This window comes from Gordonia sp. YC-XJ4 (assembly GCF_059511865.1).
In genome coordinates this window covers 474,902-500,206 of the sequence record NZ_CM183447.1, presented here as the reverse complement: position 1 = coordinate 500,206, position 25,305 = coordinate 474,902, and the positions used below count along the sequence as shown (strand labels likewise).

The 25,305-nt window shown below is 67.6% G+C and carries 18 protein-coding genes; 8 read left to right on the top strand and 10 right to left on the bottom strand.

Annotated features, from left to right (window positions below; translation table 11 throughout):
* Positions 1-3: 3 nt before the first annotated feature.
* From AC5ZH6_RS02180 to dprE2, 3 genes are read left to right on the top strand one after another with little or no spacing between them, the layout of a single operon-like run.
* Positions 4-1,596: a phytoene desaturase family protein gene (locus AC5ZH6_RS02180; RefSeq protein ID WP_496168324.1), complete on the top strand. Its 1,593-nt coding sequence runs from the start codon at positions 4-6 to the stop codon at positions 1,594-1,596.
* Positions 1,597-1,656: 60 nt separating this feature from the next.
* Entirely contained in the window at positions 1,657-3,099 is a 1,443-nt protein-coding gene (gene dprE1, locus AC5ZH6_RS02175; protein ID WP_014358514.1) for a decaprenylphosphoryl-beta-D-ribose oxidase, read from the top strand.
* Positions 3,100-3,153: 54 nt separating this feature from the next.
* Positions 3,154-3,915, top strand: coding sequence for a decaprenylphospho-beta-D-erythro-pentofuranosid-2-ulose 2-reductase (gene dprE2, locus AC5ZH6_RS02170; protein WP_006369264.1), 762 nt, complete (start codon positions 3,154-3,156; stop codon positions 3,913-3,915).
* A 1-nt stretch (position 3,916) separates the two neighbouring features.
* On the opposite strand, the gene AC5ZH6_RS02165 is transcribed toward dprE2, so the two are convergent.
* Positions 3,917-5,326, bottom strand: a complete 1,410-nt coding sequence (locus AC5ZH6_RS02165) for a DHA2 family efflux MFS transporter permease subunit (RefSeq protein ID WP_496168323.1) — start codon at positions 5,324-5,326, stop codon at positions 3,917-3,919.
* Positions 5,323-5,952: an NADPH-dependent FMN reductase gene (locus AC5ZH6_RS02160; protein ID WP_496168322.1), complete on the bottom strand. Its 630-nt coding sequence runs from the start codon at positions 5,950-5,952 to the stop codon at positions 5,323-5,325. Before AC5ZH6_RS02160 ends, AC5ZH6_RS02165 begins: the two co-directional genes overlap by 4 nt.
* Positions 5,953-6,025: 73 nt before the next feature.
* Between AC5ZH6_RS02160 and AC5ZH6_RS02155 the strand changes: the two genes are divergently transcribed.
* Positions 6,026-6,646: a TetR/AcrR family transcriptional regulator gene (locus AC5ZH6_RS02155; RefSeq protein WP_211542881.1), complete on the top strand. Its 621-nt coding sequence runs from the start codon at positions 6,026-6,028 to the stop codon at positions 6,644-6,646.
* 19 nt (positions 6,647-6,665) lie between these two features.
* Here AC5ZH6_RS02155 and AC5ZH6_RS02150 read toward each other — a convergent pair whose 3' ends face one another.
* The 3 genes from AC5ZH6_RS02150 to AC5ZH6_RS02140 form a co-directional block, all read right to left on the bottom strand.
* Entirely contained in the window at positions 6,666-7,256 is a 591-nt protein-coding gene (locus AC5ZH6_RS02150) for a hypothetical protein (protein ID WP_496168320.1), read from the bottom strand.
* A gap of 153 nt (positions 7,257-7,409) precedes the next feature.
* Positions 7,410-7,715, bottom strand: a complete 306-nt coding sequence (locus AC5ZH6_RS02145) for an MmcQ/YjbR family DNA-binding protein (protein ID WP_211542885.1) — start codon at positions 7,713-7,715, stop codon at positions 7,410-7,412.
* Entirely contained in the window at positions 7,712-8,545 is an 834-nt protein-coding gene (locus AC5ZH6_RS02140) for a MerR family transcriptional regulator (protein ID WP_496168319.1), read from the bottom strand. The genes AC5ZH6_RS02145 and AC5ZH6_RS02140 overlap by 4 nt, the downstream gene beginning before the upstream one ends.
* 108 nt (positions 8,546-8,653) lie before the next feature.
* On the opposite strand from AC5ZH6_RS02140, the gene AC5ZH6_RS02135 reads away from it, so the two are divergent.
* Positions 8,654-10,648 (top strand): galactan 5-O-arabinofuranosyltransferase, encoded by a 1,995-nt coding sequence (locus AC5ZH6_RS02135; RefSeq protein ID WP_496168318.1) that lies wholly within the window; start codon positions 8,654-8,656, stop codon positions 10,646-10,648.
* 4 nt (positions 10,649-10,652) lie between these two features.
* Positions 10,653-11,429 (top strand): MBL fold metallo-hydrolase, encoded by a 777-nt coding sequence (locus AC5ZH6_RS02130; protein ID WP_496168317.1) that lies wholly within the window; start codon positions 10,653-10,655, stop codon positions 11,427-11,429.
* Here AC5ZH6_RS02130 and AC5ZH6_RS02125 read toward each other — a convergent pair.
* The 3 genes from AC5ZH6_RS02125 to aroQ all read right to left on the bottom strand — a co-directional run bounded on the left by AC5ZH6_RS02125 (position 11,426) and on the right by aroQ (position 12,800).
* Positions 11,426-11,800 carry an ArsR/SmtB family transcription factor gene (locus AC5ZH6_RS02125; protein ID WP_496168315.1) on the bottom strand — a complete coding sequence of 125 codons (375 nt, stop codon included), beginning with the start codon at positions 11,798-11,800 and terminating at the stop codon, positions 11,426-11,428. The genes AC5ZH6_RS02130 and AC5ZH6_RS02125 overlap by 4 nt on opposite strands.
* Complete coding sequence (locus tag AC5ZH6_RS02120) at positions 11,793-12,245, bottom strand: SRPBCC domain-containing protein (RefSeq protein ID WP_006369254.1); 453 nt, start codon at positions 12,243-12,245, stop codon at positions 11,793-11,795. The genes AC5ZH6_RS02125 and AC5ZH6_RS02120 overlap by 8 nt, the downstream gene beginning before the upstream one ends.
* Before the next feature lie 78 nt (positions 12,246-12,323).
* Entirely contained in the window at positions 12,324-12,800 is a 477-nt protein-coding gene (gene aroQ, locus AC5ZH6_RS02115) for a type II 3-dehydroquinate dehydratase (RefSeq protein ID WP_496168312.1), read from the bottom strand.
* 57 nt (positions 12,801-12,857) lie between these two features.
* On the opposite strand from aroQ, the gene AC5ZH6_RS02110 reads away from it, so the two are divergent.
* Complete coding sequence (locus AC5ZH6_RS02110) at positions 12,858-16,193, top strand: arabinosyltransferase domain-containing protein (protein ID WP_496168311.1); 3,336 nt, start codon at positions 12,858-12,860, stop codon at positions 16,191-16,193.
* A 587-nt stretch (positions 16,194-16,780) separates the two neighbouring features.
* Positions 16,781-18,055 carry an HNH endonuclease gene (locus tag AC5ZH6_RS02105; RefSeq protein WP_496168309.1) on the top strand — a complete coding sequence of 425 codons (1,275 nt, stop codon included), beginning with the start codon at positions 16,781-16,783 and terminating at the stop codon, positions 18,053-18,055.
* A gap of 403 nt (positions 18,056-18,458) precedes the next feature.
* On the opposite strand, the gene AC5ZH6_RS02100 is transcribed toward AC5ZH6_RS02105, so the two are convergent.
* Both AC5ZH6_RS02100 and AC5ZH6_RS02095 read right to left on the bottom strand, forming a co-directional pair.
* Positions 18,459-21,872 carry an arabinosyltransferase domain-containing protein gene (locus AC5ZH6_RS02100; protein ID WP_006369250.1) on the bottom strand — a complete coding sequence of 1,138 codons (3,414 nt, stop codon included), beginning with the start codon at positions 21,870-21,872 and terminating at the stop codon, positions 18,459-18,461.
* Positions 21,865-25,209 (bottom strand): arabinosyltransferase domain-containing protein, encoded by a 3,345-nt coding sequence (locus AC5ZH6_RS02095; RefSeq protein WP_006369249.1) that lies wholly within the window; start codon positions 25,207-25,209, stop codon positions 21,865-21,867. The genes AC5ZH6_RS02100 and AC5ZH6_RS02095 overlap by 8 nt, the downstream gene beginning before the upstream one ends.
* Between the last annotated feature and the right edge of the window lie 96 nt (positions 25,210-25,305).

Genomic DNA, 25,305 nt, shown 5'->3' with positions numbered 1-25,305 from the left:
ACCATGACCGCCACGGCGACCTATGACGACGTCATCATCGGCGCCGGGCACAACGGGCTGACCGCGGCGGCCTACCTGGCACGGGCGGGCCGGTCCGTGCTGGTACTCGAGGTCGCCGACCATGTGGGCGGCGCGGCCATCTCGGCAATGGCGTTTCCCGGTGTCGCAGCACGGCTTTCGCGCTACTCCTACCTGGTGTCGCTGATGCCGCGCGAGATCATCGCCGACCTCGAACTCGACGTCGAACTGATCCGGCGACGGTATTCGTCCTACACGCCACTGCCGTCGAATCCCGCGAAGGGCCTGCTCGTCGACACCGCCGACGAGCAGGCCACCGCCGCCGCCTTCGCGCGCGCCACCGGCAGCGACACCGAATTCGGGGCGTGGCAATGGGTGTACGAGCGGATGGGCGAGATCGCGCGGCGCCTGTTCCCCACCCTCATCGAGCCGCTGCGTTCGGCCGACGAGATCCGCGCACGGGTGACCGACGGCGACTCCTCCCTTGCCGAACTGTGGGAGCTGCTCACCTGCCGGCCGCTCGGCGAACTCATCGAGCGGTACTTCGACGACGACGTCGTGCGCGGGATCGTCGCGACCGACGGGCTGATCGGCACCTTCGCCGACCTGCACGACCCCTCCCTGCGGCAGAACATCTGTTTCCTCTACCACCTGATCGGTGGCGGCACCGGCGACTGGGATGTCCCGGTCGGCGGGATGGGCGCGGTGTCGGGAGCGCTGTATCAGGCGGCGCTGGCCGCCGGCGCGGCGATCCACACGAACTGCCGGGTGGTCGGCGTCGACCCGGCCGACGGGACCGTCGAGTACGTGCGCACCGAGGCGAACGCCACCGAAGCGGGTGGGCATCGACAACGGATCGGTCGGGTGCGGGGCTCGATGGTGCATGCGGCGTGCGCACCGGTGGAGCTCAACACCATGCTCGACGACCCCGTCGACACCGAGCACGCGCCGCGCGGCGCCCAGCTCAAGATCAATCTGCTGCTCGACCGGCTGCCGGAGTTGCGCGACCCGAACGTCGACCCTCGGGCCGCGTTCGCGGGCACCTTTCACATCAACGAGTCCTACGGGCAACTCCACACCGCCTGGGCGCAGGCCCGCCGCGACGAGGTACCCGACGTACCGCCCTGCGAAATCTATTGCCACACACTGTCGGACACGTCGATCCTGGGCACCGACCTCGCCGGCAAACACACCCTGACCCTGTTCGGCCTGCACATGCCGCCCGAGGTGTTCGCCGCGCCCGGCGCGACGACCCACGCCGTCGAGGCCACCCTGGCGTCCCTGGATTCGGTTCTCGCCGAGCCGATCGCGTCGGTGATCGCGACCGACGTCCACGGCAACGCCTGCATCGAGGCCAAGACGCCGCGCGATCTCGAGGATGCCGTGGGCCTGCCCGGCGGCAACATCTTCCACCGCTCGCTGCAGTGGCCGTGGGCACCCGAGGACGCCGGCGTCGGCACCTGGGGCGTCGAAACGCGGCACCCGCGGCTACTGCTGTGCGGCGCCGGAGCCCGCCGCGGTGGCGGGGTCAGCGGTATTCCGGGACGCAATGCGGCGGCGGCCGTACTGGGCTGGTGAGGCACTCCGAGCCCGCCGACCCGCCCGGCACGTCGACGCGGGCGGGTACTCTCTACCCCGATGTCTACTGAAGAATTGCTGCCGATCACGACCCGCACGCTGGTCGGATGGTCGCGCACCACCCCCATCGAAGGGCATGTCCTCTCGACGCCGTATCCCGAGGTCATCGCCGAGGCAGTGGCCCGGGTCGCCGACGACAACGCCGACAAACCCGACTACCTCAAGCGTGGCGTGATCGCGCGCGGGCTCGGCCGCTCCTACAACGAGTCGGGCCAGAACTCCGGCGGCCTGACCATCGACATGACGCCGCTGACGCGCATCCACTCCCTCGACGAGGAGACCGGGATCGTCGACGTCGACGCCGGATTGTCGATCGATCACCTGATGAAGGTGGTCGTGCCACGCGGCTTCTGGGTGCCGGTGATGCCGGGGACCCGACAGGTGACCATCGGTGGGGCCATCGCGCATGACATCCACGGCAAGAACCACCACAGTATGGGCAGTTTCGGTGATCACCTCACCGAGATGCAGTTGCTCGTCGCCGACGGTCGGATTCTGACGCTCACCCCCGACGGTTCGTCCGACGATCCCGACGGCAGCATCTTCTGGGCGACGATTGCAGGGATCGGCCTGACCGGCATCGTGCTGCGCGCCAAGATCGCGCTCAAGCGCACCGAGACCGCGTACTTCTACGCCGACACCTTCACCACCAACAGCCTCGACGAGACGATCGACCTGCATCTCGGGCAGCGCTACGAGGACGGTTTCGAGTACGCGTCGGGCTGGTTCGACACCATCAGCGGACCGCCGAAGCTCGGCCGCGGCAGCTTCAGCCGCGGTAACCTCGCCACCCTCGATCAGCTTCCGGACAAACTCAAGCGCGACCCGCTGAAATTCGACCCGAAGCCGCTGATCACCCTGCCGAACATCTTCCCGCGGTACCTCGACAACAAGCTCGACTTCTCGCTGGTGGGAGAGTTCTACTACCGGCTCGGCTCCAACAAACGCAACATCATCGAGAGCCTGCCGCAGTTCTATCACCCGCTGGATCTGATCGCGGAGTGGAACAACGCCTATGGCCGCGGCGGCGGCTACCCGCGTGGCGGTGGCTTCACCCAGTACCAGTTCATCGTGCCGACGGGCAACGAGGCCGAGTTCAAGAAGATCATCACCGACATCCAGGCGTCGGGGCACGTCAGCTTCCTCAACGTGATCAAGCTGTTCGGCGACGGCAACCGCGCGCCGCTGAGCTTCCCGTTCCGGGGCTGGAACGTCTGCCTCGACTTCCCGCTGCGCAAGGGGCTCGCCGAGTTCCTCAACGACCTCGACCGCCGCGTGATGGAGATGGGCGGGCGCCTCTACACCGCCAAGGATTCGCGGACCTCGGCCGAGAGCTTCCACAAGATGTATCCCGAGATCGATTCGTGGATCGCGACCCGGCGTGCGATCGACCCGAACGGCGTGTTCATGTCCGACATGGCGCGCCGCCTCGAACTCGCCTGATCCCACTCCCCCACAACAGCTTTCCGTAGCTGTCGACACCAGAGAGATTCGTTCATGTTCAACGCCGTTGGCGCCCCGCAATCCATCCTCGTCCTCGGTGGCAGTTCCGAGATCGGTCTGGCGATCGCGGGTGAATTCCTCACGCGCGGCCCGGCACGCGTCGTCCTGGCCGTGGTGCCCGGCGACCCGGCCGCCGATGCCGCCGTCACCACCGTGAAGTCGGCCGGCGCCACCGAGGTCGAGGTGATCGACTTCGACGCACTGAAGCCCGAGACCCACCCCGAGGTCATCGACAAGGCCTTCGCCGGCGGCGACATCGACCTGGCGATCGTGGCGGCGGGCGTGCAGTTCGACGACGAGGCCGTCTGGCAGGACCACAAGAAGGCCGTCACCGAGGTGACGATCAACTACACCGCCGCCGTCAGCGTCGGCGTCCTGCTCGGCGAGAAGTTCAAGCAGCAGGGTCACGGCCAGATCGTCGCCATGAGTTCGGTTGCCGGCGAACGGGTTCGGCGCTCCAACTTCCTCTACGGCTCGTCCAAGGCCGGACTCGACGGGTTCTACCTCGGTCTCGGTGAGGCGCTCGCCCCGTCCGGTGCCCACGTGCTGGTGGTTCGGCCCGGCCAGGTCCGCACGCGGCTGTCGGCGAATGTTGCCGAGGCTCCGCTCACGGTCAACAAGGAGGACGTCGCACGCGCCGTCGTCGCCGGCGTCGACGCCCACAAGGAGATCATCTGGGTGCCAGGGCCGTTCCGGTTCATCATGATGGGGCTGCGCCACGTGCCGCGGAAGGTGTTCCGCAAGCTGCCGGTGTAGTTCACGGGTCGGCTCGTCGGGTCGCGGTGGCCCGCATCAAGTACCAGCCTGCCACCGCGGCGCACCCCGACACCACCAGCAAGGCGCCGAAGGCGACCTGAAATGCGTTCTGCGGGTCGGCTACTCGCGTCGCGATGAGCACGGCGAAGATCGCGCCGGCGAACGAACCACCCACCCGTTGCAGCACGTTGACCTGCGTGACCCCGTCGGGAAGCTGATCGGTGCGCACCGCCTTGTACGCGGCGACCCCGGCCGGCATCGCGGTGAGCGAGACGGCCGCACCGAACACCACGAGCAGGGGCTGCACGACGACCAGCGGCGCGGTCGTCGGCAACACCGTCAACGCGCCACTGCCGACCATCGCAAGGAATCCACCTGCCAGCGCGACCGGCCCGGGACCGTATCGATCGATCCAGCGACCGGTGAACGGCGCGCACACCGCGGTCGCCAGTGCGGCGCCGAGCAGGTTGAGTCCCGTGGCCAGCGCATCGAGGTCTCGGGCCAATTGGAAGTACAGAGTGAACACCAGTCCGCTGCCGAAGACCAGGGCGCCGGAGAACAATGCGGCGACGCTGCCCACCCGGAAGCCCCGCACGCCGTAGAGCGACAGATCCATCAACGGATTCTCGGCGCGGCGACTGACAACGACGAAGGCCACCAGGATCACCACCCCGGCGGCGAGCGCGGCACCGACGGTCGGCGTCAGCTTCCCGGCGTCGCCCCACTGCGTCATCCCGAACATCACCAAGGGCAGACCCGCCGTCGCGAGAATCACCCCGGACCGGTGCAGGCGAACCGCCGGTGTGGCCACTCCATGGGGAATCATCCTGCGCCCCAACACAACCCCGACCACGCCGATCGGGAGGTTGATCACGAACAACCAATGCCACGACAATCCCGTCAGGATCAGCCCACCCACGAACGGGCCGAGGGCCGGTGCGGCACCCACCACGATCCCCAGGGCACCCATCACGCGGCCGAGCCGCTCGGGCCCGACCACTTGACCGAGGATCGTCTGACCCGCGGGAATCAACACCCCACCGGCGAGCCCCTGCAGCACTCTCGCGGCGATGAGCAGGCCGATGCCGGGCGCCAGGGCGCACAGCGCCGATGCCACCGTGAAGGCGGCCAGCGCGTTCAACCAGATCACGCCGGTGCCGTGGCGACGGGCCAGCCAGCCGGCCACCAGCAACGAGAGTGCCAGTGCCAGAAGGTAGGCGGTCGCGACCCACTGCGTCTGTGACAGCGGCGCACCGAGATCGGCACCGATGTCGGTCAGGCCGACGTTGACCACCGACACGTCGAGTCCGGTGGCGAACGCACCGAGCACGATCACCCCGCACAGGCGCCTCGTGCGTCGGTCGAGCCGGGAGTCGGAAAGCGTTGCCGCACGGTCTGACCCACGTCTCATGCCGGCACCGACACCCGCAATGGACGCAGGGCCGCCGACCACTGTAGGAGTTCGTCGAGCATGCGCTCGAAGAGGCGGACGTGCCACTCGCCGGGCTGCACCGTTCCGGGCTCGGAGATGTCGTCGAAGGCGAAGTCGGTGAACAGATCGAGGGCGACCTGGGCGCGCACGCACGCCACCTTCACCTCGGACAGGGTCAGCCGCAGATGTTCGACCGCCCGGACCCCGCCGTTGAGCCCGAAGCTCACGAAACCTGCGGCCTTGTCGTGCCATTCGGCGTACAGATAGTCGATCGCATTCTTCAACGCCGGGGTCAGCGAGTGGTTGTACTCGGGGGTGACGATGATGAACCCGTCCGCCGCGGCGATCGCGTCGGCCCACCGTCGGGTGTGTTCGTGCCGGTAGTCACCGATCGCTGCGGGTTGCGGCTCGTCGAGGAGGGGCAGGTCGAACTCGGCGATGTCGATGATCGACACCTCGGCACGACCGGTCAGCGCCTCGCGGGCGAGATGCGCCGCCCATTCGGCGACCAGATACGACCGTCGTCCCGGGCGCGTGCTCCCGACGAGAACTGCCAGGCGTAGCGGTACCGAGTCCGACTGCTGTGTGGAGAGTGAGGGGGTCATGACCCCAAAGTACAACGATCATTGCACCTAGTGCAATGTTGATTGCACTTTCGATCGGTGGGACCATGTTCCGATGCGAGCAGACAAGCAGCGGGCGCTTCTCGACGGGGCGCTACGCGTCTTCGCCCGTGATGGTTACAGCCGCGCGAGCATCACCGACCTCGCAGCCGAGTCCGGGGTCTCGACGAGGACCATCTACAACCAGTACGGCGACAAGGAATCGCTGTTCAAAGCGGTGATCCTGGACAGCGCCACCCGGGTTGCCGAACTGCAGATCGCCACCGCCGACCGCCTCTTGGGCCGGATCGTCGAGCCGGAAGCAGATCTGATCGCCTTCGGTCGCCAATGGTCGACGACGGACCCCGCGGTGGAGACCCATTTCGCGATGGTCCGCCAGATCAACGCCGACGCCGCGCACATCGCGCCGGAGACGTTGCGCGCCTGGCGTGACGCCGGGCCGATGCGGGTCCGACACGCGATCGCCGAGCACCTCCGTCGTCACGCCGATGCCGGCATGTTCACCATCGACGACGCCGAGATCGCCGCGCTGCAGCTGATCATGCTCACCGCGGGGAGCGTGCAGGAACTCCCGGCAGTCCGCGGTCGGGACGACCCGGACACCGTCATCCGTGCCGGGGTCCGCACGTTCCTCGCGGCCTACGCCGCCCGGCCGCCGGGTGAGACACAGACCTAGCAGACAGACATCTGCGCGATCAGGCGCCGCAGCCGGGTGATCCGTGACCTGAGCGGCACCACGTCAACTCCGAGCCGGTTTCACCGAGACCCGTCGTGACCAGGATCTCCGTGCCCGCGGAATCGACTGTCGGCGTTGCGGTGAACGTCTGGCCGGTGGCCATACCGCCGACGCCGGCGCCCGACCTCTCGATCAACCCGGTGAGCGTCGCGGTGATCACGGCCCGGTCGATGGTCCAGGTGAATCCCCATTTCTCGCCGTCGACGGCGTTGGCACCCAAGAACACCGACCCGGTGGTGTGGTCGCCGTTGAACGTCAACGAACTCTCGTGACGTTGCCAGGCTCCGAGGTAGGCCGACGCACCGATACCGTGACCCGGCGGAAGGGGATTGGTGGTCGGCGGTCGGGTGCCAACGGGCGAGGCCGGCGCGTCCCCGATGGTGCTCACATCGGTACCGGTCACATCGGTGCTCGTCGCGACGGTACCGGTCACCGGTGCCGACGCACGCGTGGTCTGTGTCGCGGTCACGGTGACCACACTCGACGCCGACGCCCCGGTGCCGGTGTCGGCACACCCGGTCACCAGCGGTAAGGCCGCCACGGCGGCCACGACTCCTACCCACACCCAACGGTGGCGCATGACGAACCCCTATTCCTTGGCCGAGCAAAGTTGCGGACACGGATGTGATCGCCGTCATGGCCACGCCGGTTACCGTCGTCGGCCGGTTGACCGACCCGCGCGAAACCCCAACGGAGTGGGCTCTCAGGGCGCGCGCCGCTCCCATGCCTGATGCAGCAGGTCATCGACGAGCGCGTCGTCGGCGACGTCGAGATCGACCTCGAGAGCGGAAAGCTTCTTGCCCCAATAGAACTCGCGACAGGAGTCGGGATGACTCACCGCCTCCGAGCGGATGCCGTGTTCGTCGAGCATGACGCGCAAACGATTCGACGTCGGCAGGGTGGCGATGATCCGGCCGCCGAACCGGAACGACGGGAAGCCGTGGTGGTCGCGCTCGACCACATCGGGGAGGGCGAGCGCGAGGTCGCGGACGACGTCCTCGGCGGTCACGACCCCTCCAGCGGCGTGTGGAAGTACCAGAGGTGCCCTTCGAGGTCTCGCACGCCGTATTCGCGCACACCGTAGCGCTGATCGGTCGGCTCCTTGACGATCGTCGCGCCGTGCTCGCGGGCCCGCTCGTGGTGCGCGTCGACGTCGTCGACGGCGATGACGACCATGCTGCTGACCGCACCGAGCTCGCGCGGGGATCGATAGCCCTCACCACTGGGATGCAGCCCCAACGCCTGGTCTCCGGCGTAGACCTCCGCGTGTACCGCCGTCCCGTCCGGAGAGCGTTCGATCGGCCCCCCGGTCAGTCCGAACGTCTCGATCAGAAAGGCGTGCGCAGCAGGCAGATCGTCGTAGACGAGCAGCGTGGTGGTGCCGCGAACCGGTGAATCGAGCATGGTCATCTCCTCCATGATGGTGAACAGGTCGTCGGACGACGCGTGTCCTGAGTTGTCGATCACGTGCGTGATCGCCCGCAGGTGTGTGCTGAGGCGCGCGGTGGCTGCAAGAGCACGCTCGGTCTCTGCAGCGTGGCGGGACACCATCGCCGCCATGTCCCACTCGGGATCGTCGAGCAGCGCCCGGATGTCGGCGAGCCCGAACCGTAGCCGCCGCAGCGCCAGGATTCGGTACAACCGTGCGACGTTGTCGGGGTCGTAGAGTCGGTGCCCGCCCGAGGTCCGCCCGGAGGGCTGCAGCAGTCCGGACTGGTCGTAGTGCCGCAACGTCCGCACCGTGACGCCGGTCAACTCGGCGAGTTCACCGACCCGCCAACCGTGCTCACTAGCGCCGGGGGGCGTCGAACCGGTGATGTTCGTGCGGGTGGTCGCCATGGATACGAAGACTAGAAGCTGACGCCGCGTCCGATGCAAGCCTCGACGGTGAGCAGTTACCGACGCCGTCGACGTCCGGGTACCGGCGCTACTGCTAGAACTGGTGGCGTGACGTCAACGCAGAGCCCGGCCACCGACGCCCCCCGACCGCCCGCGGCCGCGGCCCGTCGCCGCGCGAATCCGCACGTCATCACCGTGATCGAGCTGGTCGTGGCCGTCGTGATCGGCGGAGTCGTCGCAATGGTCGGACTCAGGGTGATCGACGCCGTCCAGTGGCCCGCGTTCAATTCGTCGAACGTCACGCGGGCGTTGACCACCGTCGGTCAGGTGATCGCGGTACTGCTGCTCGTGGGCGCTACGATCCTCTATCGCTACGGCCGCTCGCGATGGCTGACCACGCTGGTGTCCACGGTCGGCGTGGCCGGGCTGGTCACCGCCACCCTCGGCATGCCGCTCGGTGCGACCCGGCTCTATCTGTTCGGTCTGTCGGTCGATCAGCAGTTCCGCACCGAGTACCTGACCCGCATGACCTCGAGCCCGCATCTGGCGGACATGACCTACGTCGATCTGCCGCCGTACTACCCGGCCGGCTGGTTCTGGTGGGGTGGGCGGTTCGCCAACGCGATGGGCCAGCCCGGATGGGAGGCCTACAAACCGTGGGCCATCCTGACGATCGCGGTGGCCGCCGCGATCGGCGTGGTGCTCTGGAACCGGATGCTCGGCGCCGACCGGGGCGTGGCGGTCGCATTGGCGGTCACGGTGACCACCCTGATGCAGGCCTCCCCCGAACCGTATGCGGCGGTGCTGATCCTGATCGGCATCCCACTGCTGATCCCGATGATGTATGGGTTGCGCGGACACGGACGTCTCATCGACGGCCCATCCGGACGGTTGCGGTCGGGGACCAGTTGGTGGGCGGTCGTCGCCGGCGGGGTGTTCCTCGGCCTGTGCGCCGCCTCGTACACACTCTATGCCGGACTGTTCGCTGGGGTTGCGGTCCTCATGGCGCTGGTGGTGATCGTCGTCGGGTGGCGTGGGGCGGCAAACAAGACCGTTGCCGCACAGGCGGTTTCCGCGGCCAGGCGGAGCCTGGTCATCGCGGTGGCGGTACGGCTGATCGTCATGGCGGTGATCTCGGGCCTGATCGCGCTACTGGTGTGGACGCCGTATCTGCTGGCGCGGCTGCGCAACGAACCGTCGAGCGGGGGCACCGCCGAGCACTATCTTCCCGGTCGCGGGTCGGTGCTGCCGCTGCCGATGTTCGAGTTGAGTCTGACCGGCGCGATCACGATGATCGGACTGCTGTGGATTCTGCTGCGGTTCCGGCAGCGCACGGTGGCACTGACTTTCGGGATCACCGTCGTCGGCATCTACCTGTTCTGCCTGTTGTCGATGCTGCGCACCGCCACCGGCTCCACCCTGCTCTCCTTCCGCCTCGAGCCGATCCTGATCGCGGTGCTCGCCGCTGCGGGCGTGCTGGGCGTCGTCGATCTCTCGCGCTGGGCGGTCGGGCGCTTCGGCGACATCCGCGTCGTCATCGGTGTGGTGGCGGCGATCGCGGCCGTGGCCATGGCGCAAGGGATTCCGGACTATCTCTCCAACGAGATCAACACCGCCTACACCGACACCGACGGCTTCGGGCAGCGCGCCGACCAGCGGCCGTCAGGCGCCGAATCGTTCTTCCCGCAGATCGATCGGCTGATCACCGAGCAGACCGGACGACCGGCCACCGACAACGTGGTGCTCACCGCCGACTACGGCTTCCTCTCGGTGTATCCGTACTGGGGATTCCAGGGGCTGACCTCGCATTACGCCAATCCGCTCGCCGAGTTCGACAAACGCGCCACGACCATCGAGAAGTGGACGCAGGCAACGACTCCCGACGAGATGATCCACCAGCTCGAGCATTCGCCGTGGCGGGCGCCCAACGTCTTCCTGTTCCGCTATTCCGCGGGCGGATACACGCTGCGGCTGGCGCAGGACGTCTACCCCAACGACCCGAACGTCAAGCGCTACACGGTCACCTTCGACCCCAAGGCCTTCGCCGACCCGCGGTTCGAGGTCACCGAGGTCGGGCCCTTCGTGCTGGTCGTGCGGAAGTGAGGCCATGATCATGCCGGCCGAGAAGATGGTGATCAGCCGGGTCGATGGCGCGTCGTCCACCGCCTGGTTCGTCGGCACGGCAGCCGTCAACTGGGTTGTCCTGCAGGATGATTCCGGAGTGACCCTGATCGACGGCGGGTATCCGCGTCAGGCGGCTCTGGTCGAGGAGTCGATCACGAAGGTCGGTGCGAGCCCGTCCGACATCCGGGGCGCGCTGCTCACCCACGCCCACGTCGATCACATCGGCGGGCTGGTGAGTCTCGCCGCGCGTCATGGCTTTCCGGTGTTCGCCGACCCGGACGAGGTGGGCCACGCCCGCCGCGACTATCTGCAGCAGGCCTCGCCGATCGACATCGCGTCGGTCGCCCATCGGCCGCGCGTCTGGCGCTGGCTGGCCGAGGTCGTGCCGCTGGGGGTGTTGAGCCGCAAGGGCATCGGGACGACCCAGCCGTTTGCGCACACCTCGGATCTGCCGCGTCCGCTCGATCTGCCGGGCGCGCCGGTGCCGGTGGCGTCACACGGGCACACCGACGGTCACAGCGCCTACCTCGTCGCCGACGGTGCGGTACTGGTGTCCGGGGATGCACTGGTCAGCGATCACCCGATCTCGGGAATCTCGGGCTGCCAGTGCATCCCCGACGTCTTCCAGCACGACGTGGCCGCCGCCCGGCGCAGCGTCGAGGCGTTCACCACTCTCGATGCGACAGTGCTGTTCCCCGGCCATGGACCGCGTGTTGACGGCTCGGTGGCCGAGATGGCACGAGAGGCGTTGGCGCGCTAGGGGTTGTCGCGCCAGAGGTTGTCGCGCCAGGGGTTGTCGGGGCCGCCTTCGGCGAGCTCCTTGATCGTCGTCAGGCGGCGCTCCCATCCGCGGGCGATCACCTCGAGGCTGCGGGCCACCTCGGAGAGCCGTGCACCGACGGCCTCGTAGCGCACCTCGCGGCCCACCTTGACCGGCTCGACGAGCCCCGCGTCGGTGAGCACCTTGAGGTGTTTGGCGATGGCCTGCCGCGAGATCGGGAGTTGGGTGGCCAGCGCCGACGCCGACGCCGGGCGCCGGCCGAGTTCGACGAGCACCTGCCAGCGGGTGTCGTCGGCGAGCGCCGCGAACACCTCGACCGGAGCCGCCCGGCTTGAACTCTGGTCAGGCACGCGAATGTTCCTCGGTGAGAGCGGCTCTGGCCAACTCGAGTTCGAGTCGCCAACCCTCGGTGTGATCCTCCCACCGCGACCGGCGATTGACATCGGACTCGTCGAGCGAGGCGAACCCACTCTCGGCGACCTTCACCTCGACACCGGAATCGGTGGGAGTGAGCCAGAATTCGACGAGCGTGGAGGTGCTCGACGGATCGTCGGCGTCGATGAGCCAGCGGAATGCAGCGTAGCGGGGCTCGTCGAGTTCGACGATCAGCATCGAGAAACTGCCGTGCACCGGGTCGACGACGGTGGTGATGCCGTCGCGGGTCTCGATCCGATGCTCGGTGAGGGTCTTGTCGTTGATGTACCAGCCGGGTTCGCTGACGAGATCCCAGACCCGTTGCACGGGTGCGTCGATGAGGACCTGGTGCTCGATGCGGTCGAGGTCGGTGGTGGTCATGAGAGGCCTTTCGCCGGAGGATTATGTGCAACTCGATAGTTGCACCAATGATCCCGATGCGCAACCCCTGGGTTGCAGTCAGGGTCGGTCGGCGGCGACGATCTCGGCGAGTCGTCGGATGGCGAACTCGTAGCCGCGGATGCCGTAGCCGACGATGATCCCGGCCGCGAGCGGCGAGACGTAGGAGTGATGTCGGAAGGCCTCCCGCTTGTGCACGTTGCTGATGTGCACCTCCATGATCGGCACCTCGGGGATCACCAGCGCATCGGCCAGCGCCACCGACGTGTGGGTCCAGCCGGCCGGATTGATCACGATGCCCGACACCTGACCGCGCGCCTCGTGAATCCAGTCGATCATCTCGCCCTCATGGTTGGTCTGCGCGGCCCGTAACCCGAATCCCACGTCGGCGGCCGTGCGCTCGGCGAGGGCGACGACGTCGGCGAGGGTGTCGGCGCCGTAGATGTCCGGTTGCCGCAAACCGAGGGTGCTGAGGTTGGGCCCGTTGAGCAGCAGGATCGGCAGTCGTTGCGCGTCAGAGGCGGAATCGGTCGACATGAGCGCCAGCCTAGTGCGGTCTCGGCGCGCACAGGCCACCCACTACCATCACTCTTTGTGCCAGCAGCGTTGACGGTCGGGCGAGCGAAGCTCGTAGCAATCATCACGGGCCTGCTCGGCCTCTTTCTCGCGCTCGCGACGCCGTTCATGCCGGTCAACCAGACCACCGCGCAGATCACCTGGCCGCAGGACGGTCAGATCAATTCGGTTACCGCACCCCTGATCAGCTACGTCCCGATCGACCTCGACGTCAGCGTGCCGTGTTCGGCGGTCGGCGAACTGCGCGGCGGGCAGTCGGTGCTGTTGTCGACGACGCCCAAGGGGGCCGAGAAGTCACCCGAGCGTGGCCTGTTCATCCGCAAGACCGGCGCCGCGACCGATCCGGCCGACAAGCAGACCGTCGAGGTCGTCAATCGCAACGTGCCGCTGGTGTCGGCGACCGTCGCGCAGATCAATACACAGAGCTGCCGCGACATCGTCGTGCACGCCGACTCCGACGAGGTGACCGCCGAATTCGTCGGGATGACCAACGACAAGGGCGAGTCACTGTCGGGCACGACCAGCGACCGTGACCTCTACACCTCCGATCAGCGCCCGCAGGTCACCGGCCTGTTCACCGATCTGACCGGGCCGGCCGCGTCGCTGCCCGGCCTGCACGCCCACGTCACCATCGACTCCCGCTACACCTCCACACCGACAATCCTCAAGTGGCTGGTCCTCATCGTCGGCATCGTGTGCACCCTGCTGTCGTTGATGGCTCTGGCCGCGCTGGATTCGACCGACGAGCGCAAGCACCGTCGTATCTTCCCGGCGCGCTGGTGGCGCCTCAATGTTCGCGACTACGTGGTGTTGATCGCGCTGCTGGTGTGGCATTTCATCGGGCCCAACACCTCCGACGACGGCTATCTGATGACGATGGCCCGCGTCGCGCAGAACAGTGAGTACACCGCCAACTACTTCCGCTGGTACGGCGCTCCCGAGGCGCCCTTCGGTTGGTACTACGAGGCCTTCGGCCTGCTCAGCCACGTGTCGGTGGCCAGTCCGTGGATGCGGTTGCCGGCCTTGTTGTGCGGCGTGGTGTCGTGGTTGATCATCAGCCACGAGGTGCTGCCGCGGCTGGGCCGGGCGGCGATCACCCGGCCTGGCGTCGCCTGGACCGCGGCCTTTGTGTTCCTCGCGTCGTGGTTCCCGTTCAACAACGGTCTGCGTCCCGAACCCATCATCTGTCTCGGCGCGCTGCTCACCTGGTGCTCGGTCGAGCGGTCGATCGCGACGGGCCGGCTGCTACCCGCGGCGCTGGCGTGTTTGTTCGGCGCATTCAGCCTTGCCGCCGGACCGACCGGACTGCTGGCCGTCGCCGCGTTGATCGCCGGCGCCAGACCGATGATCCTTGCGCTCATCAAGCGCGCCCGCGTGATCGGCAACGGGTGGCGATCATTCCTCGCGTTGCTCGCCCCGATACTCGCGGCGGGAACCTTCGTCATCTTCGTGGTGTTCTCGAATCTGACGCTGCGTTCCTTCCTGGATTCGTCGAAGATGAAGTCGGCGCTCGGGCCGTCGCTGCACTGGTACAACGAGATCGACCGCTACTCTTCGCTGTTCGCGTTCTCCGCGGACGGTTCCATCGCCCGACGCTTCGCCGTGCTGGCGATGATCCTCGGGATGGTGGTCTCGGCGGCGGTGCTGATCCGCAAGTCCCGCATCCCCGGCACCGCGATCGGCCCGACCCGGCGAATCGTCGGAATCACGTTCGCGTCGTTGGTGTTCCTGATGTTCACGCCCACCAAGTGGACCCACCACTTCGGCGTGTTCGCCGGTCTCGCAGCGGCATTGGCCGCCATCGCCGCGATCGCCGCCAGCCAGAGCGCGATGCATTCCCGCCGCAACCGCACGCTGTATGCGGCGCTCGTGTTCTTCATCGTCGGACTGGCGTTCGCCGGCCCCAACTCGTACTACTACTCCTCGGCGTGGGGGATGCCCTGGGGCGTCGACCAGCCGACCATCGTCGTGCGGCTGGGCACGTTGTTCCTGGCGATCGCACTGCTGTTGTTGTTGCTGGCGTTGTGGTTCCACTTCCGTGAACCGTTCACCGGGACCGATCCCGACGCCGAACCGGACGACCAGTGGAAGGCCGAGAAGCATCCCTGGTATCGGCGCACCTGGCACTCCCTCGCCGGGGCCCCGTTGGCCTGGGTGGCCGCACTGGTGGTGGTCTTCGAGCTCGTCACCGCCGCGTTCGCCGGTATCCACCAGAGTGATTCGTACTCGGTACCCCGCTCCAACCTGGAGGCGCTGGCGGGCAAGCAGTGCGGCATGGCCGACAAGATCTGGGTGGAGGAGAACCCCAGCAACTACGAATTGTCGCCGGTCGACAAGACACTCACCGATCCGCTCGCCGGCCCCGCGACCCAGCCGGCGTCGTCGACGGAGCCTGCGACGAGTGGCTTCGGTCCCGACGCCGTGCCCGAGGAACTCGATACCAAAACCCCTGCGGGCGCACTCGGAGTGCTCGCAGGAGATGCCGCGGCCGACCCAGATGTGTTGATCGCCAACGCCGGTGGCACCGGTGGTGGCGAGGAGAGCACACCGGGTGTCAACGGCAGCCACGCCGCCCTGCCCTTCGAACTCGATCCGTCGAAAACCCCCGTGCTGGGCAGCTATTCGAAGGACGATCAGACCCCGGCGCACCTGACGTCGGGCTGGTACGCACTGCCGACGGACCATCGGGGTCGGCCGCTGGTGACCTTCTCCATCGCCGGGCAGTTCGACAACCCGCAGGATCTGGTGCTGGAGTACACCACCGGCAAAATCGGGTCGACCACCCGCGATGCCGACCTGTCGGCGACCGGATCGGTGAACATGATCGACCCCGGCCCCATGCCGTCGTGGCGCAACGTCCGGGTGCCCACCACCGATCTGCCCGACAACATCACCGCGGTACGCATCGTCGCCACCGACGACAATCTCGCCTCGGATCGCTACATCATCGTCACGCCGCCACGCCTGCCGCAGATGCGGACCCTGCAGGACGTCGTCGGGTCCACCGCCCCGGTGCACGTCGACTGGACCTCAGGGTTGGTGTTCCCGTGCCAGCGGCCGTTCACCCACCACGACGGTGTCGCCGAACTACCGCAGTGGCGCATCGAGCCCGGCGCGGACCTGTCCGCGGCGGTCTCGGCATGGCAGGACGCCTTCGGCGGTGGCCCGATCGGCTGGGAGCAGGTACTGCTCGAACCGACCGCTCTGGCAACGTATCTGAAGGGTGACGTCGGCCGCGACTGGGGCTCACTGGAGCGGCTGGTCCCCTACGACGACGTGACCCGCCACGCCGAGATCACCACCGGCACCGCCACCCGAAGCGGACTCTGGGCTCCGGCGCCGATCCGGCACTGAGGTCACCGTCGGCGCCTTTCCCGATGGCCGAGGTGTGCGATCCACCGCCGAAGCGTTCTACGCCAGCCGAATTCGCAGACGCCCCCACTGCACCAGCCGCGTCCACTCGTAGGCGCCGCGTACACAGTAATCCCGACCGTCCAGGCGCCCCCCATCATCGAAAACCCTGCCCTCCAGATGGTCGAGCAACCCGCCCTGCCCGCGCAACGAGCCCCTTTCCCCGATAGTCGAGGTGCACGGCGCCCCAGGCGCCGGGCCTCGAGACCCCCTTCCGATGGTCGAGGTGCACGGCGCCCCAGGCGCCGGGCCTCGAGACCCCCTTCCGATGGTCGAGGTGCACGGCGCCCCAGGCGCCGGGCCTCGAGACCCGGTGAGACAACAAGCCTCCCAACCACATCGATCCGGCCCACAGCGAAAGCCGCACCCCCTACCACACCCCACCGACAGAAAACTTCCGCCAGCCCACCACCGAAACCCGTTGTCCACAAGCACCTTTGCCTCCCCAGAACCATCGAACACCCTTGCCTTGATTCATATGTTCGAGTACGATGGACCCATCACACCGATCAGCCACTGGGGAGGGGCCCATGATCGACACCACCGAAGCTCTTGACGCCGAGGCGATCTTCGCCGACATCGTCAGCCAACTCAGCGACCTGCAATGGAATCCGGACATGACCGGGCCCCAAGCCTTTGGCGCGATGAAACAAGTCCTGTTGTTGCGGAACCTGATCGATCACCATGCCACCACCCTCACCGGCGAACTGGACCGGTTAGGGGTGGCAGACCACAAGACCACCCGACTGCGGGAGTTGTTGATCAGCATGGGTTTCGCACCCGCCGTCGCAAGTCGGTACGTGCGGATGGCTGCCACCACCGATGTGGATCTGTTGCTCGCGCACGCCGCCGACGGGTCCATCTCATCCGAACACACCGACGCCATCGTCCGCGGACTGGCGCACATCGACACCCGATGCCCCGAACCCCTCGACACCGTCCAACGCTGTGAATACCTGCGGAAACTGCTGTCGCACTACTTCGCCGGATTCACCCCCGCCGAGATCAACCTCTACGCGCGACAGTTGGGGAACGAGTTGGCGGCCGAAACACCGGGCGGGTTACCGGCCGCGGAGGACAAGACGATCAACTCCTACACCGACCGCATCACCGACGACGGACGGTTGGAGATCTCGGCGAACCTCGACATCATCGCCGGCGAAAAGACACGCACCCTGATGGAAACCTTGTCGGCGCCCAAGCCCCAGCCCGACGGGTCCCCGGATCCGCGGACACCCGAACAGATCTGCGCGGCCGCGTTCGAGGCGATCGTGGAGTTGGCGGCACAAGGTTTGGCGGACACCACATTCTCGGCGAAACCCACCAACGGACTGTTGTGGACCTGGTCAGCCGACAACCCGGCAATCGGCGGCGACTTGCAGAACATGGGTCCGATCACCGAAGCCACCGCCAAACTGTTGTCGTGTGACACCACCATCACCAAAATCATCCTCAACACCGACGGCGTACCCCTCGACGTCGGACGCCAGGAACGATTGTTCACCCCCGGGCAACGCAAAGCCCTGCTCGTGCGGGATCGCGGGTGCATCAAATGCGGAGCACACGCCGGCCGCTGCCAAGCACACCACGCGCACCACTGGGCCGACGGTGGTCCCACCGACCTCGACAACGGATGCCTCCTCTGCAGCAGCTGCCACGACGATGTCCACCACCACGGATGGGACATCATCATGGGATTCGACCGACACCCCTGGCTGATCCCACCCGCCAGCGTGGATCCGAAACGACGACCGATACCGTCCTATCACCGACGCACCATGAGACTCGACGACGCAGCAGCCTGACCCGAAGCGCCTCTACTACAGCCTGATTCCCCGCACCCGGCCCGGCCGGGACCGCATCTGTTGTTTGACAACTCCATAGAGATAATCCCCACCCGATGGTCGAGGTGCGCGTGCCACCGTGGCCCGGAATCCTTTCGGCACACGGGGTCTCGAGGCTCGTCGCTGGCGCTCCTCGGCACCTCGACCACCGGGATGGGGAACAGCCCGATTCATCAATCGCTGGTCGAGGTGCGAGCCGCGTGCGGCGAGCCTCGAGACCGCTTGCACCGGTGCTGGATTCGGACCACTGTGGCCCGGTAGCTGTTCGGCACAGGGGGTCTCGAGGCTCGTCGCTGGCGCTCCTCGGCACCTCGACCATCGATCTAAGTGAGCGCTGTCGGCGAACTGGTGGGCGCCATCGGCGTCAGTTCATGATCGCGCGCATCGGCCCCGGGGTCCACAGGCCGGTGTGGGTGTCCTGGGTGACGACGAGATCGGCGGGCGTCTGGTCGACCAGCGGGGTGAGCCGCTGCAGGCTGCCCCAATCCTTGGCCCACGAGTTGCGCAGGTAGGACGGCAGCACCGTCGCCGACAGATCGTTGTCGACCATGCCGAGCGGACCGCCGTAGTTACCGGCCATCCAGTTGCGTGAGTTGACCCGTTCGCCGTCGGCGTCGGGGGTGATCCGCCACTTCGGGATCTCCCAAATGCCGTTGTGCACCTCGGCCGGCCGCTGGCACGGGAACGCCAGGGCGACCTCCCAGTCGAGTAGCGTCGGATCCTTGCTGCCGACAAGGTCGTTCAGCGTCACCATCGAGGTCACCCGCGGCGGGGTCACCGCGAGCCAGCCCGAGGGATCCGAGGACGTGTCGGCCGCGACGACGCGGACGACACTCGCCCGTGGCGGCGCCTTGTCGAGCGGGAACCGCATGTTGCGCCATGCGGGGTCGGTGGCGATCCCCAGCGGCACCTGCGAGGCAACCGTGGTCACCGAGCCGTCGGGCTCGACACGACCGAACTCGAGCCGCAGCTCCGGTCCCGGATGGGTGACAGCGAGGTCGTCGACGTAGCCGACGGTGCCCGCCACCGACATCGTCACCAACGGCGCATCAGGGCTGCGCTTGGGCAGCTGATACCACTCGGAGGTCAACGAGGCACGGCTGCCCGGGGCACCGTAACTGCCGAGCACCGGCACCTTGCCCGGGTCGAGACCGAAGGGCAGCTTCACCGACGAGCCGTTGACACCCTTCGTCGAGGTGGTGCCACCTGCGGTATCGGCTGTGCCGGTGGAGTTCTCGCCGGTGTCGGTGGCCGCGCTGGGGTCGGTCTGGGTGGGGTCCTGCTGGTCGGAGTCGGCGTCGTTGTCGTCGTCGTAGGTGGTCTGCAGATCCGTCGCCACCCCGTTGGGGGTGAATCCGACCATGCCCTTGCCTGCCAGCGCCGCACCCGGCGACGAGTTCTCTTGTCCGGCAACTCGTGCCGGGGAGAGCAGGCCCTTGTTGGGGTCGGCTTCGACGAGGATCGCATCGGCCAACGCACACGGATTGCCACGCAGGGCATTGACGTTGGAACTCGCCCACGACCACGAACCGCGTTGGGTCTGAATCGCTTTGGCGAAGGAGATCATGTTGAACACGAGCACGATCGCGAGCACGATCGCCAGCGAGTAGGTGGGCATCCGGCCGAGGAATCCGCGGACCCCGGAGGTCGGCTCGACGATCGGCTCACCCAGTTGGGCGCGGCGGTCGTCGCGGAAATACTGCCAGGCACCGACCAGCGTGATGATGACGGCGATCAGCAGAATCGGTTGATAGAGCTTGATTCCGGCCACATTCGGGGTGTCGTCGCCCCACGGGATGCCGTAGCTGCCGACGTACCACCATTGGTTGCGGCCGGTGAAGACGACGGCGAGTACGTAGGTGGCCGCCGCGGCGATGAAGGTCCGATTGCATCGTCGGCGGATCACCTGCGGGGAGATGAACGCGGTCGCCGCGGCGACGAGCACACCGGTCAAGGTGGCGAACGCGCCGTACTGATGGGTGGCCTTGGTCGGCGAGAATGCCAGCACCCCAACGGCTCCGGCAAGGATCGCGACGATTCGCCACAGCGGCGCGGTGGCGATGCCGGGCACTCGACGCCTGCTCAACAGCACCAGCACGATCAAGATGACCGCGAAGAGCGTCATGAAGATCCCGACCCGGCGGGCAATCGAGCCGTCGGTGGTGGGGTTCTGCAGGATGTAGTACCGCATGGCCTCGGTCCACCATTTGTTGGTGGGTCCGACGATGCCCTGCACCTTGACACCCTCGAGAATTGAGGCGAGGGGCTGGTCGGCGAAGATCTCGTAGAGCACCAGCAGACCTGAGGCGAGGATCGGGGTCAGCGTCGGGAACCAACCGTCGCGTCGAATCCGCACGCGCAGGCGGACGAAAATCGGTCGCAGCGCCGCGATCAGGGCGACCGCCGCGATGGCGCCGGCCGGGTGGACGGTCAACGTGAAGGCCGCGACGACAATCGCCAGGGTCAGCGGGAAGAGGCGGCCGGTCGCCACCGAACGCTCCACCAGCAACCATGTGGCGAGGATGCCGACGGCGAGGAACGGTTCCACTCGCAGACCGTTGTTGAAGGCCAGCCACACCGCGAGGAAGGCGAAGGCACCGGCCCAGCGGGCCGCACGCGAATTGCGGACCGCGCTGCCGATCCGGCCGAACGCCCCGCGCGAGAGCATGAACCAGCACAGGACGCCGAAGATCAACGGCAGCAGCCGAAGCCACGGGGTGGCGGTGCTGACCTGCATCCACAACGCAAGATACTGGTAGTGCCAGCCAAACGGGTCCTGTGGCACACCGAAATACCGGTAGTAGTTGTCGAGATAGCCTGCGCCGGGCGCGATCCGGCCGACGGTGACCTGGTACCCGTCGTCAGCGGTGTTGCCGCCGACGAACAGCCAGATGATCAGCACGGCGACGACCAGCGCATCAAGGACGCTCACATGCCACCACGGCTTACGACCGGGCGGCAGCGCGGGTGCGTCCTCGTCCTCGTCGTCCCCCCGGGGCCGCTTCATCCGCCCTGGGAGCAGGCGGCGGCGTCTGCGTCCGTCCTGGGTGTCGAGGACCGCCAGCGCGATCATCGAGGCGATGGCCATGACGATGCCGACCAGCGCCGCAGCGAGTTTCAGTGTCGTGGGGCTCGACACGAAGCGGGTGTCGACGGTCGAGGAGTACGACAATCCCGTGGTGTCGACGGTGGAAGGCAGGTCGGTGTACACACCGATGATCTGCGGGCGCGCGTTGGGATCGTCGAGGCGGAACGAGGTCGATGCGCCGTCGGCGGCCGAGAAGCCCTGGATCTCACCGCGGATGCCGGAGGTGTCGGCGTGGATGACGATCGTGCAGTCCGGAGTGCTCTGCGCCTGCGCCCGGGGGACATTGAGCAGAACGGCATTTCGTTGGGCGACCAGCAACCGGTCGGTGGTCGCGCGGACGAACAGCCCCACCTTGCCCGCTTCGACCCCGTTCTCCGGGACGGTACTGACGAGCACTCCGCCCCGGGCCGGCAGGTCGGCGGCGAGCCGACACGGAACGCTCAGGTCGAGGTTGGTCGGCGTGTAGGAGACGTTGGGCGCCAAGATGTTCTCGACCCCGGAGGCATTCTGTGAGGTCGGCTGGGGCCACTTGATCTGCACCTTGGTGTAGGTGACCGGCAGCACCGCCATCGCGAGCGCCAGCACGATGCCGATCAGGCCGGCGACGACCGCGACGATCCGCGCGATACGGATTCGGCGGCTACGGCCGGTGGCGTCGGTGGGCGCGGGTGTCGTGGAGGTCTCAGTCATTCTCACTCACCACCCTGATAGCTCCGCTCCTGCTCCAACCCCATTCCGTCGTGTCGCCCGTGCGCACGGTCGCCGGTCGCGCATCGGGCACCAACGGTGTCAGTTGTTGCAGCGCACCCCAATCCCGATACCAGTCACCCTGCAGATACGTGGCCATCGTGCTCGCCGAGGTCAACGCGTCGGCGGTGGTGAGGATGCCGCCACCGGAGGTCGCCGACTGCCACGACTTGGATTTGGAGAACGTCGTGGTGCGATCGGGGGTGATCCGCCACTGCGGGATCTGGCTGATCCCATTGGTCACGGTGATCGGATGTTGGCACGGGAACTGGCTACCGACCGACAGATCCAGCAACACCGGCGCGGTGGAACCGACGAGATTCTGCAGCGTTTCCAGCCGCGGCGCGCGTGGCGGCGTGAAGGCCAGCCACTGGTCGTTGGCGAGATTGTCGTCGACGGCCACGATCCGCATCGCGGTGGCGCCCGCGGGCACCGACGACATCGGGATCCGCAGGTTGCGCCACGGGCGGTTGGGACGGTCCGGTCCGGGATCGAGCGGCACGACCGACGGCCCGATCTGCCGGAAATCACCCGAGGCGCTGGAGGTTCCGAACTCGACGGTCAACGAGCGGCCGGGGGTGACCACACCGTCCTGATCGACCGAGAACACCGGCCCGGCCGCGGTGATGACGATCAGCGGCGAGGAGGTGCGGGCCGGCAGCGCGTACGGCATCGAGGTGAGGGTGGCGGTGCCGTTGTCGTGGCCGTAGCTGCCCATGACCGGGGTGCGGGCCGGGTCGAGCCCGAACGGCAGTGCCGCGGTGGAGCCGTTGACACCCTTGGGGCCGACTCCGCCGGTGGTGCCCGGTTGCGCACCGGTGACCACGAACGGCCGGGAGGGATCGGCGCCGGTGTTGATGGTGCCCGCGCTCACCGTCGTCGAGTCGGGCGTGAGATCCCCGGCGACCCCGTTGGGGTCGAAGCCCTCGGACTTCCCGGCGAGTGCCCGGGAGATGTCTGCGGTCCCGATCGGGCGCAACGCGCCGGTGTTCGGGTCGGGTTCGACGAGGACCTGATCGGCCATCCCACACGGATTGCCGGTCAGCGCGCGCAGGTTGGCGCTGGCGGTGGTGTACGAATCCGACCGGGCGACAGCGGCCTTGGCGAACAGCAGCAACTCGATGAGCACCACCAGCGTCGCGATGATCGCCATCGGCGAGGAGGCGATCGCGGTTTTCACCCACCCCGGGGTGCGCGAGTTCTCCCGCATCCGGCCGTGTTCGGCGTCGACGTCGATGCGCAGGTGGAACCAGACCGCGGCGGCGAGCGCGAGCACCGTGAGCACCAGGAAGAGGCTCGAGAGTTGTTGACCTTCCAGCACCGGGGCTTTGTCGAACCACGAGATACCGAAGTCGTAGGCCCAGCCCCAGGCATTCTGGCCGGCGGCGGCGACCGCGCAGGCGAACAGCAGGCCGGCGATGTAGACGCAGAGGTTGCGGGGTGAGCGGCGCGCCGATTCGGCCACGGCCACCGCGGCGACGGCCGCCAATGCGGCCGCGACGCCGGCGTACACACCGAACTGCATCGTCCATTTGGTGGGGGTGAACGACAGCAACAGCATCGACAGCCCGAAGGTGCCGATCAGGCGCCACACCGGTGCCGGGTCGACGCCACGAACATGCTTGCGGCGCAACATGACAGCGATGGTGACAAAGACCGCGGCCAACAGCAGCACAACCGGCACGCGGCGTACGAGGGTGCCGTCCTGGCTGCTGAGCGTCAGGTAGTAGTAGCGCAGGAATTCCTGATACCACGACAGCACCGGACCGACGGTGTAGCGCACCCGGATCGCCTCGGCGATGGCGGCCAGCGTCTGGTCGCGGAAGACGATGATGACGACCACTCCGGCCATCGCCGCGACCGGGGCGAGCGTCGCGAGCAGACCGTGTTCGGCGGCGCGACGGCGCACGTTGCGCAGCATCGGCCGCGAACCGGCCACCAGGATCGCGACTGCGATAAGCCCCTGCGGCGCGGCGGCGAGGGTCATCCCGGCGGCCAGCGTCGCACCGAGGGCGGGCAACATCCGTCGGGTGGCGATCGCCTGCTCGACACCCCACCAGGTCAGCAGCGAGCCGAGCACGATGATCGGTTCGGAGCGCAGGCCGCTGTCGAGCGGCATCCAGAACGCGACGAACACCGCTGCGGCGGTGAACATCGCCCACTGTGAGCGGCGCACAGCGCCACCGAGTCGTGGCAGCAGCACCCGACTCAGGATGAACCAGCCGAGCAGTCCGGCGACCAGCGCGGGCAGGCGCATCCAGATGCCCGCCGTCGAGATCTGCGACCAATGCGCGAGGAACGAGTAGTACCAGTCGAACGGTGCCTCGGGGATGCCGTAGAAGCGGTAGTAGTCGGCGAGGTATCCGGCGTCGACGCTGTTGCGGCCCATCTCCAGGATGTAGCCGTCGTCGGGGCTGCCTGCCCCCAGGAAGTGCCACACGACCAGCACTGCGGTGACCGCGAGGTCGACGGCGCGCGGCATCAGCAGTCGGCGGACGTCGGGTAGGCCGATGCGCCGGTGATAGCCGCCGAGGATGTCGAGGGCCGCGACGGCGACGGCCGCGACGAGTGCGGCGAGCACACCGAGGATCATCACGGTCAGCTTGATCGCCGACGGGGTGGTGTCGAAGCGGTTGTCGACGGCGATGCGGGCGGCCATTCCCGATGTCGAGTCCAGGTCGGTGAACAGTCCCGCGACCTGGGGCTGGTCGGCGGCTTCGGCGGTGCCCTGCGCGGCGGGTCCAGGCACCCCGACGAAGCGTGCGTGGGTGATCCCGCCGGTGTCGGTCCGCGAGACCCACACGTGCAGGCGTTGGCAGGTGGCGAGTTGTTCGGGCGTGGCGCTCGCCAGCTGGGAGTTGCGCACCGCGGCCGTCACACCGCCGGAGCCTGCGGTGATGAACAGACCGGAATCGGTGGCCTTCTGCGCACCGCGCGGCATCGTCGACACGACGACCGTCGATCCGGTCGCCGTCTTCCCGACGGCCTCGGCGAGCACGCGGCAGTCGACGGTCACATCGAGGTTCGACGGCGTCTGCGCGACCAGCGGGGCGGTCACCGACAGTGACTGCGGTTGCGGCCACGTGATGGTCGCGGTGTGGGCGGTGACCGGCAGGAACGGCGTCAGGACCGCGGCGACGACGGCGACCAGTCCGGCCACCACGGCCACGATCGACCAGGTGCGTGGATTCGACGGGATCGCGATCCCCCCGATGTGCAGGGTGCGTCGATCGCCACGCCGATCGGGCGTGGTGGACGTCGGCGTCGCGGGCTCAGTCATCTCAGACCGACACAGTAGTGGACGCTTACTGAGAGCCGTCTCAGTAGTGCTCGTTCACCGGGCCCGCCGCAGCGCTTCGCCCGGCATGCCTCCGTC

Bases quoted from the DNA above. Each gene is read 5' to 3' on its own strand.
- AC5ZH6_RS02180 (WP_496168324.1), top strand. From the start codon at position 4: ATGACCGCCACGGCGACCTATGACGACGTCATCATCGGCGCCGGGCAC.
- dprE1 (WP_014358514.1), top strand. From the start codon at position 1,657: ATGTCTACTGAAGAATTGCTGCCGATCACGACCCGCACGCTGGTCGGA.
- dprE2 (WP_006369264.1), top strand. From the start codon at position 3,154: ATGTTCAACGCCGTTGGCGCCCCGCAATCCATCCTCGTCCTCGGTGGC.
- AC5ZH6_RS02165 (WP_496168323.1), bottom strand. From the start codon at position 5,326: ATGAGACGTGGGTCAGACCGTGCGGCAACGCTTTCCGACTCCCGGCTC.
- AC5ZH6_RS02160 (WP_496168322.1), bottom strand. From the start codon at position 5,952: ATGACCCCCTCACTCTCCACACAGCAGTCGGACTCGGTACCGCTACGC.
- AC5ZH6_RS02155 (WP_211542881.1), top strand. From the start codon at position 6,026: ATGCGAGCAGACAAGCAGCGGGCGCTTCTCGACGGGGCGCTACGCGTC.
- AC5ZH6_RS02140 (WP_496168319.1), bottom strand. From the start codon at position 8,545: ATGGCGACCACCCGCACGAACATCACCGGTTCGACGCCCCCCGGCGCT.
- AC5ZH6_RS02130 (WP_496168317.1), top strand. From the start codon at position 10,653: ATGATCATGCCGGCCGAGAAGATGGTGATCAGCCGGGTCGATGGCGCG.
- AC5ZH6_RS02120 (WP_006369254.1), bottom strand. From the start codon at position 12,245: ATGACCACCACCGACCTCGACCGCATCGAGCACCAGGTCCTCATCGAC.
- aroQ (WP_496168312.1), bottom strand. From the start codon at position 12,800: ATGTCGACCGATTCCGCCTCTGACGCGCAACGACTGCCGATCCTGCTG.
- AC5ZH6_RS02105 (WP_496168309.1), top strand. From the start codon at position 16,781: ATGATCGACACCACCGAAGCTCTTGACGCCGAGGCGATCTTCGCCGAC.
- AC5ZH6_RS02100 (WP_006369250.1), bottom strand. From the start codon at position 21,872: ATGACTGAGACCTCCACGACACCCGCGCCCACCGACGCCACCGGCCGT.
- AC5ZH6_RS02095 (WP_006369249.1), bottom strand. From the start codon at position 25,209: ATGACTGAGCCCGCGACGCCGACGTCCACCACGCCCGATCGGCGTGGC.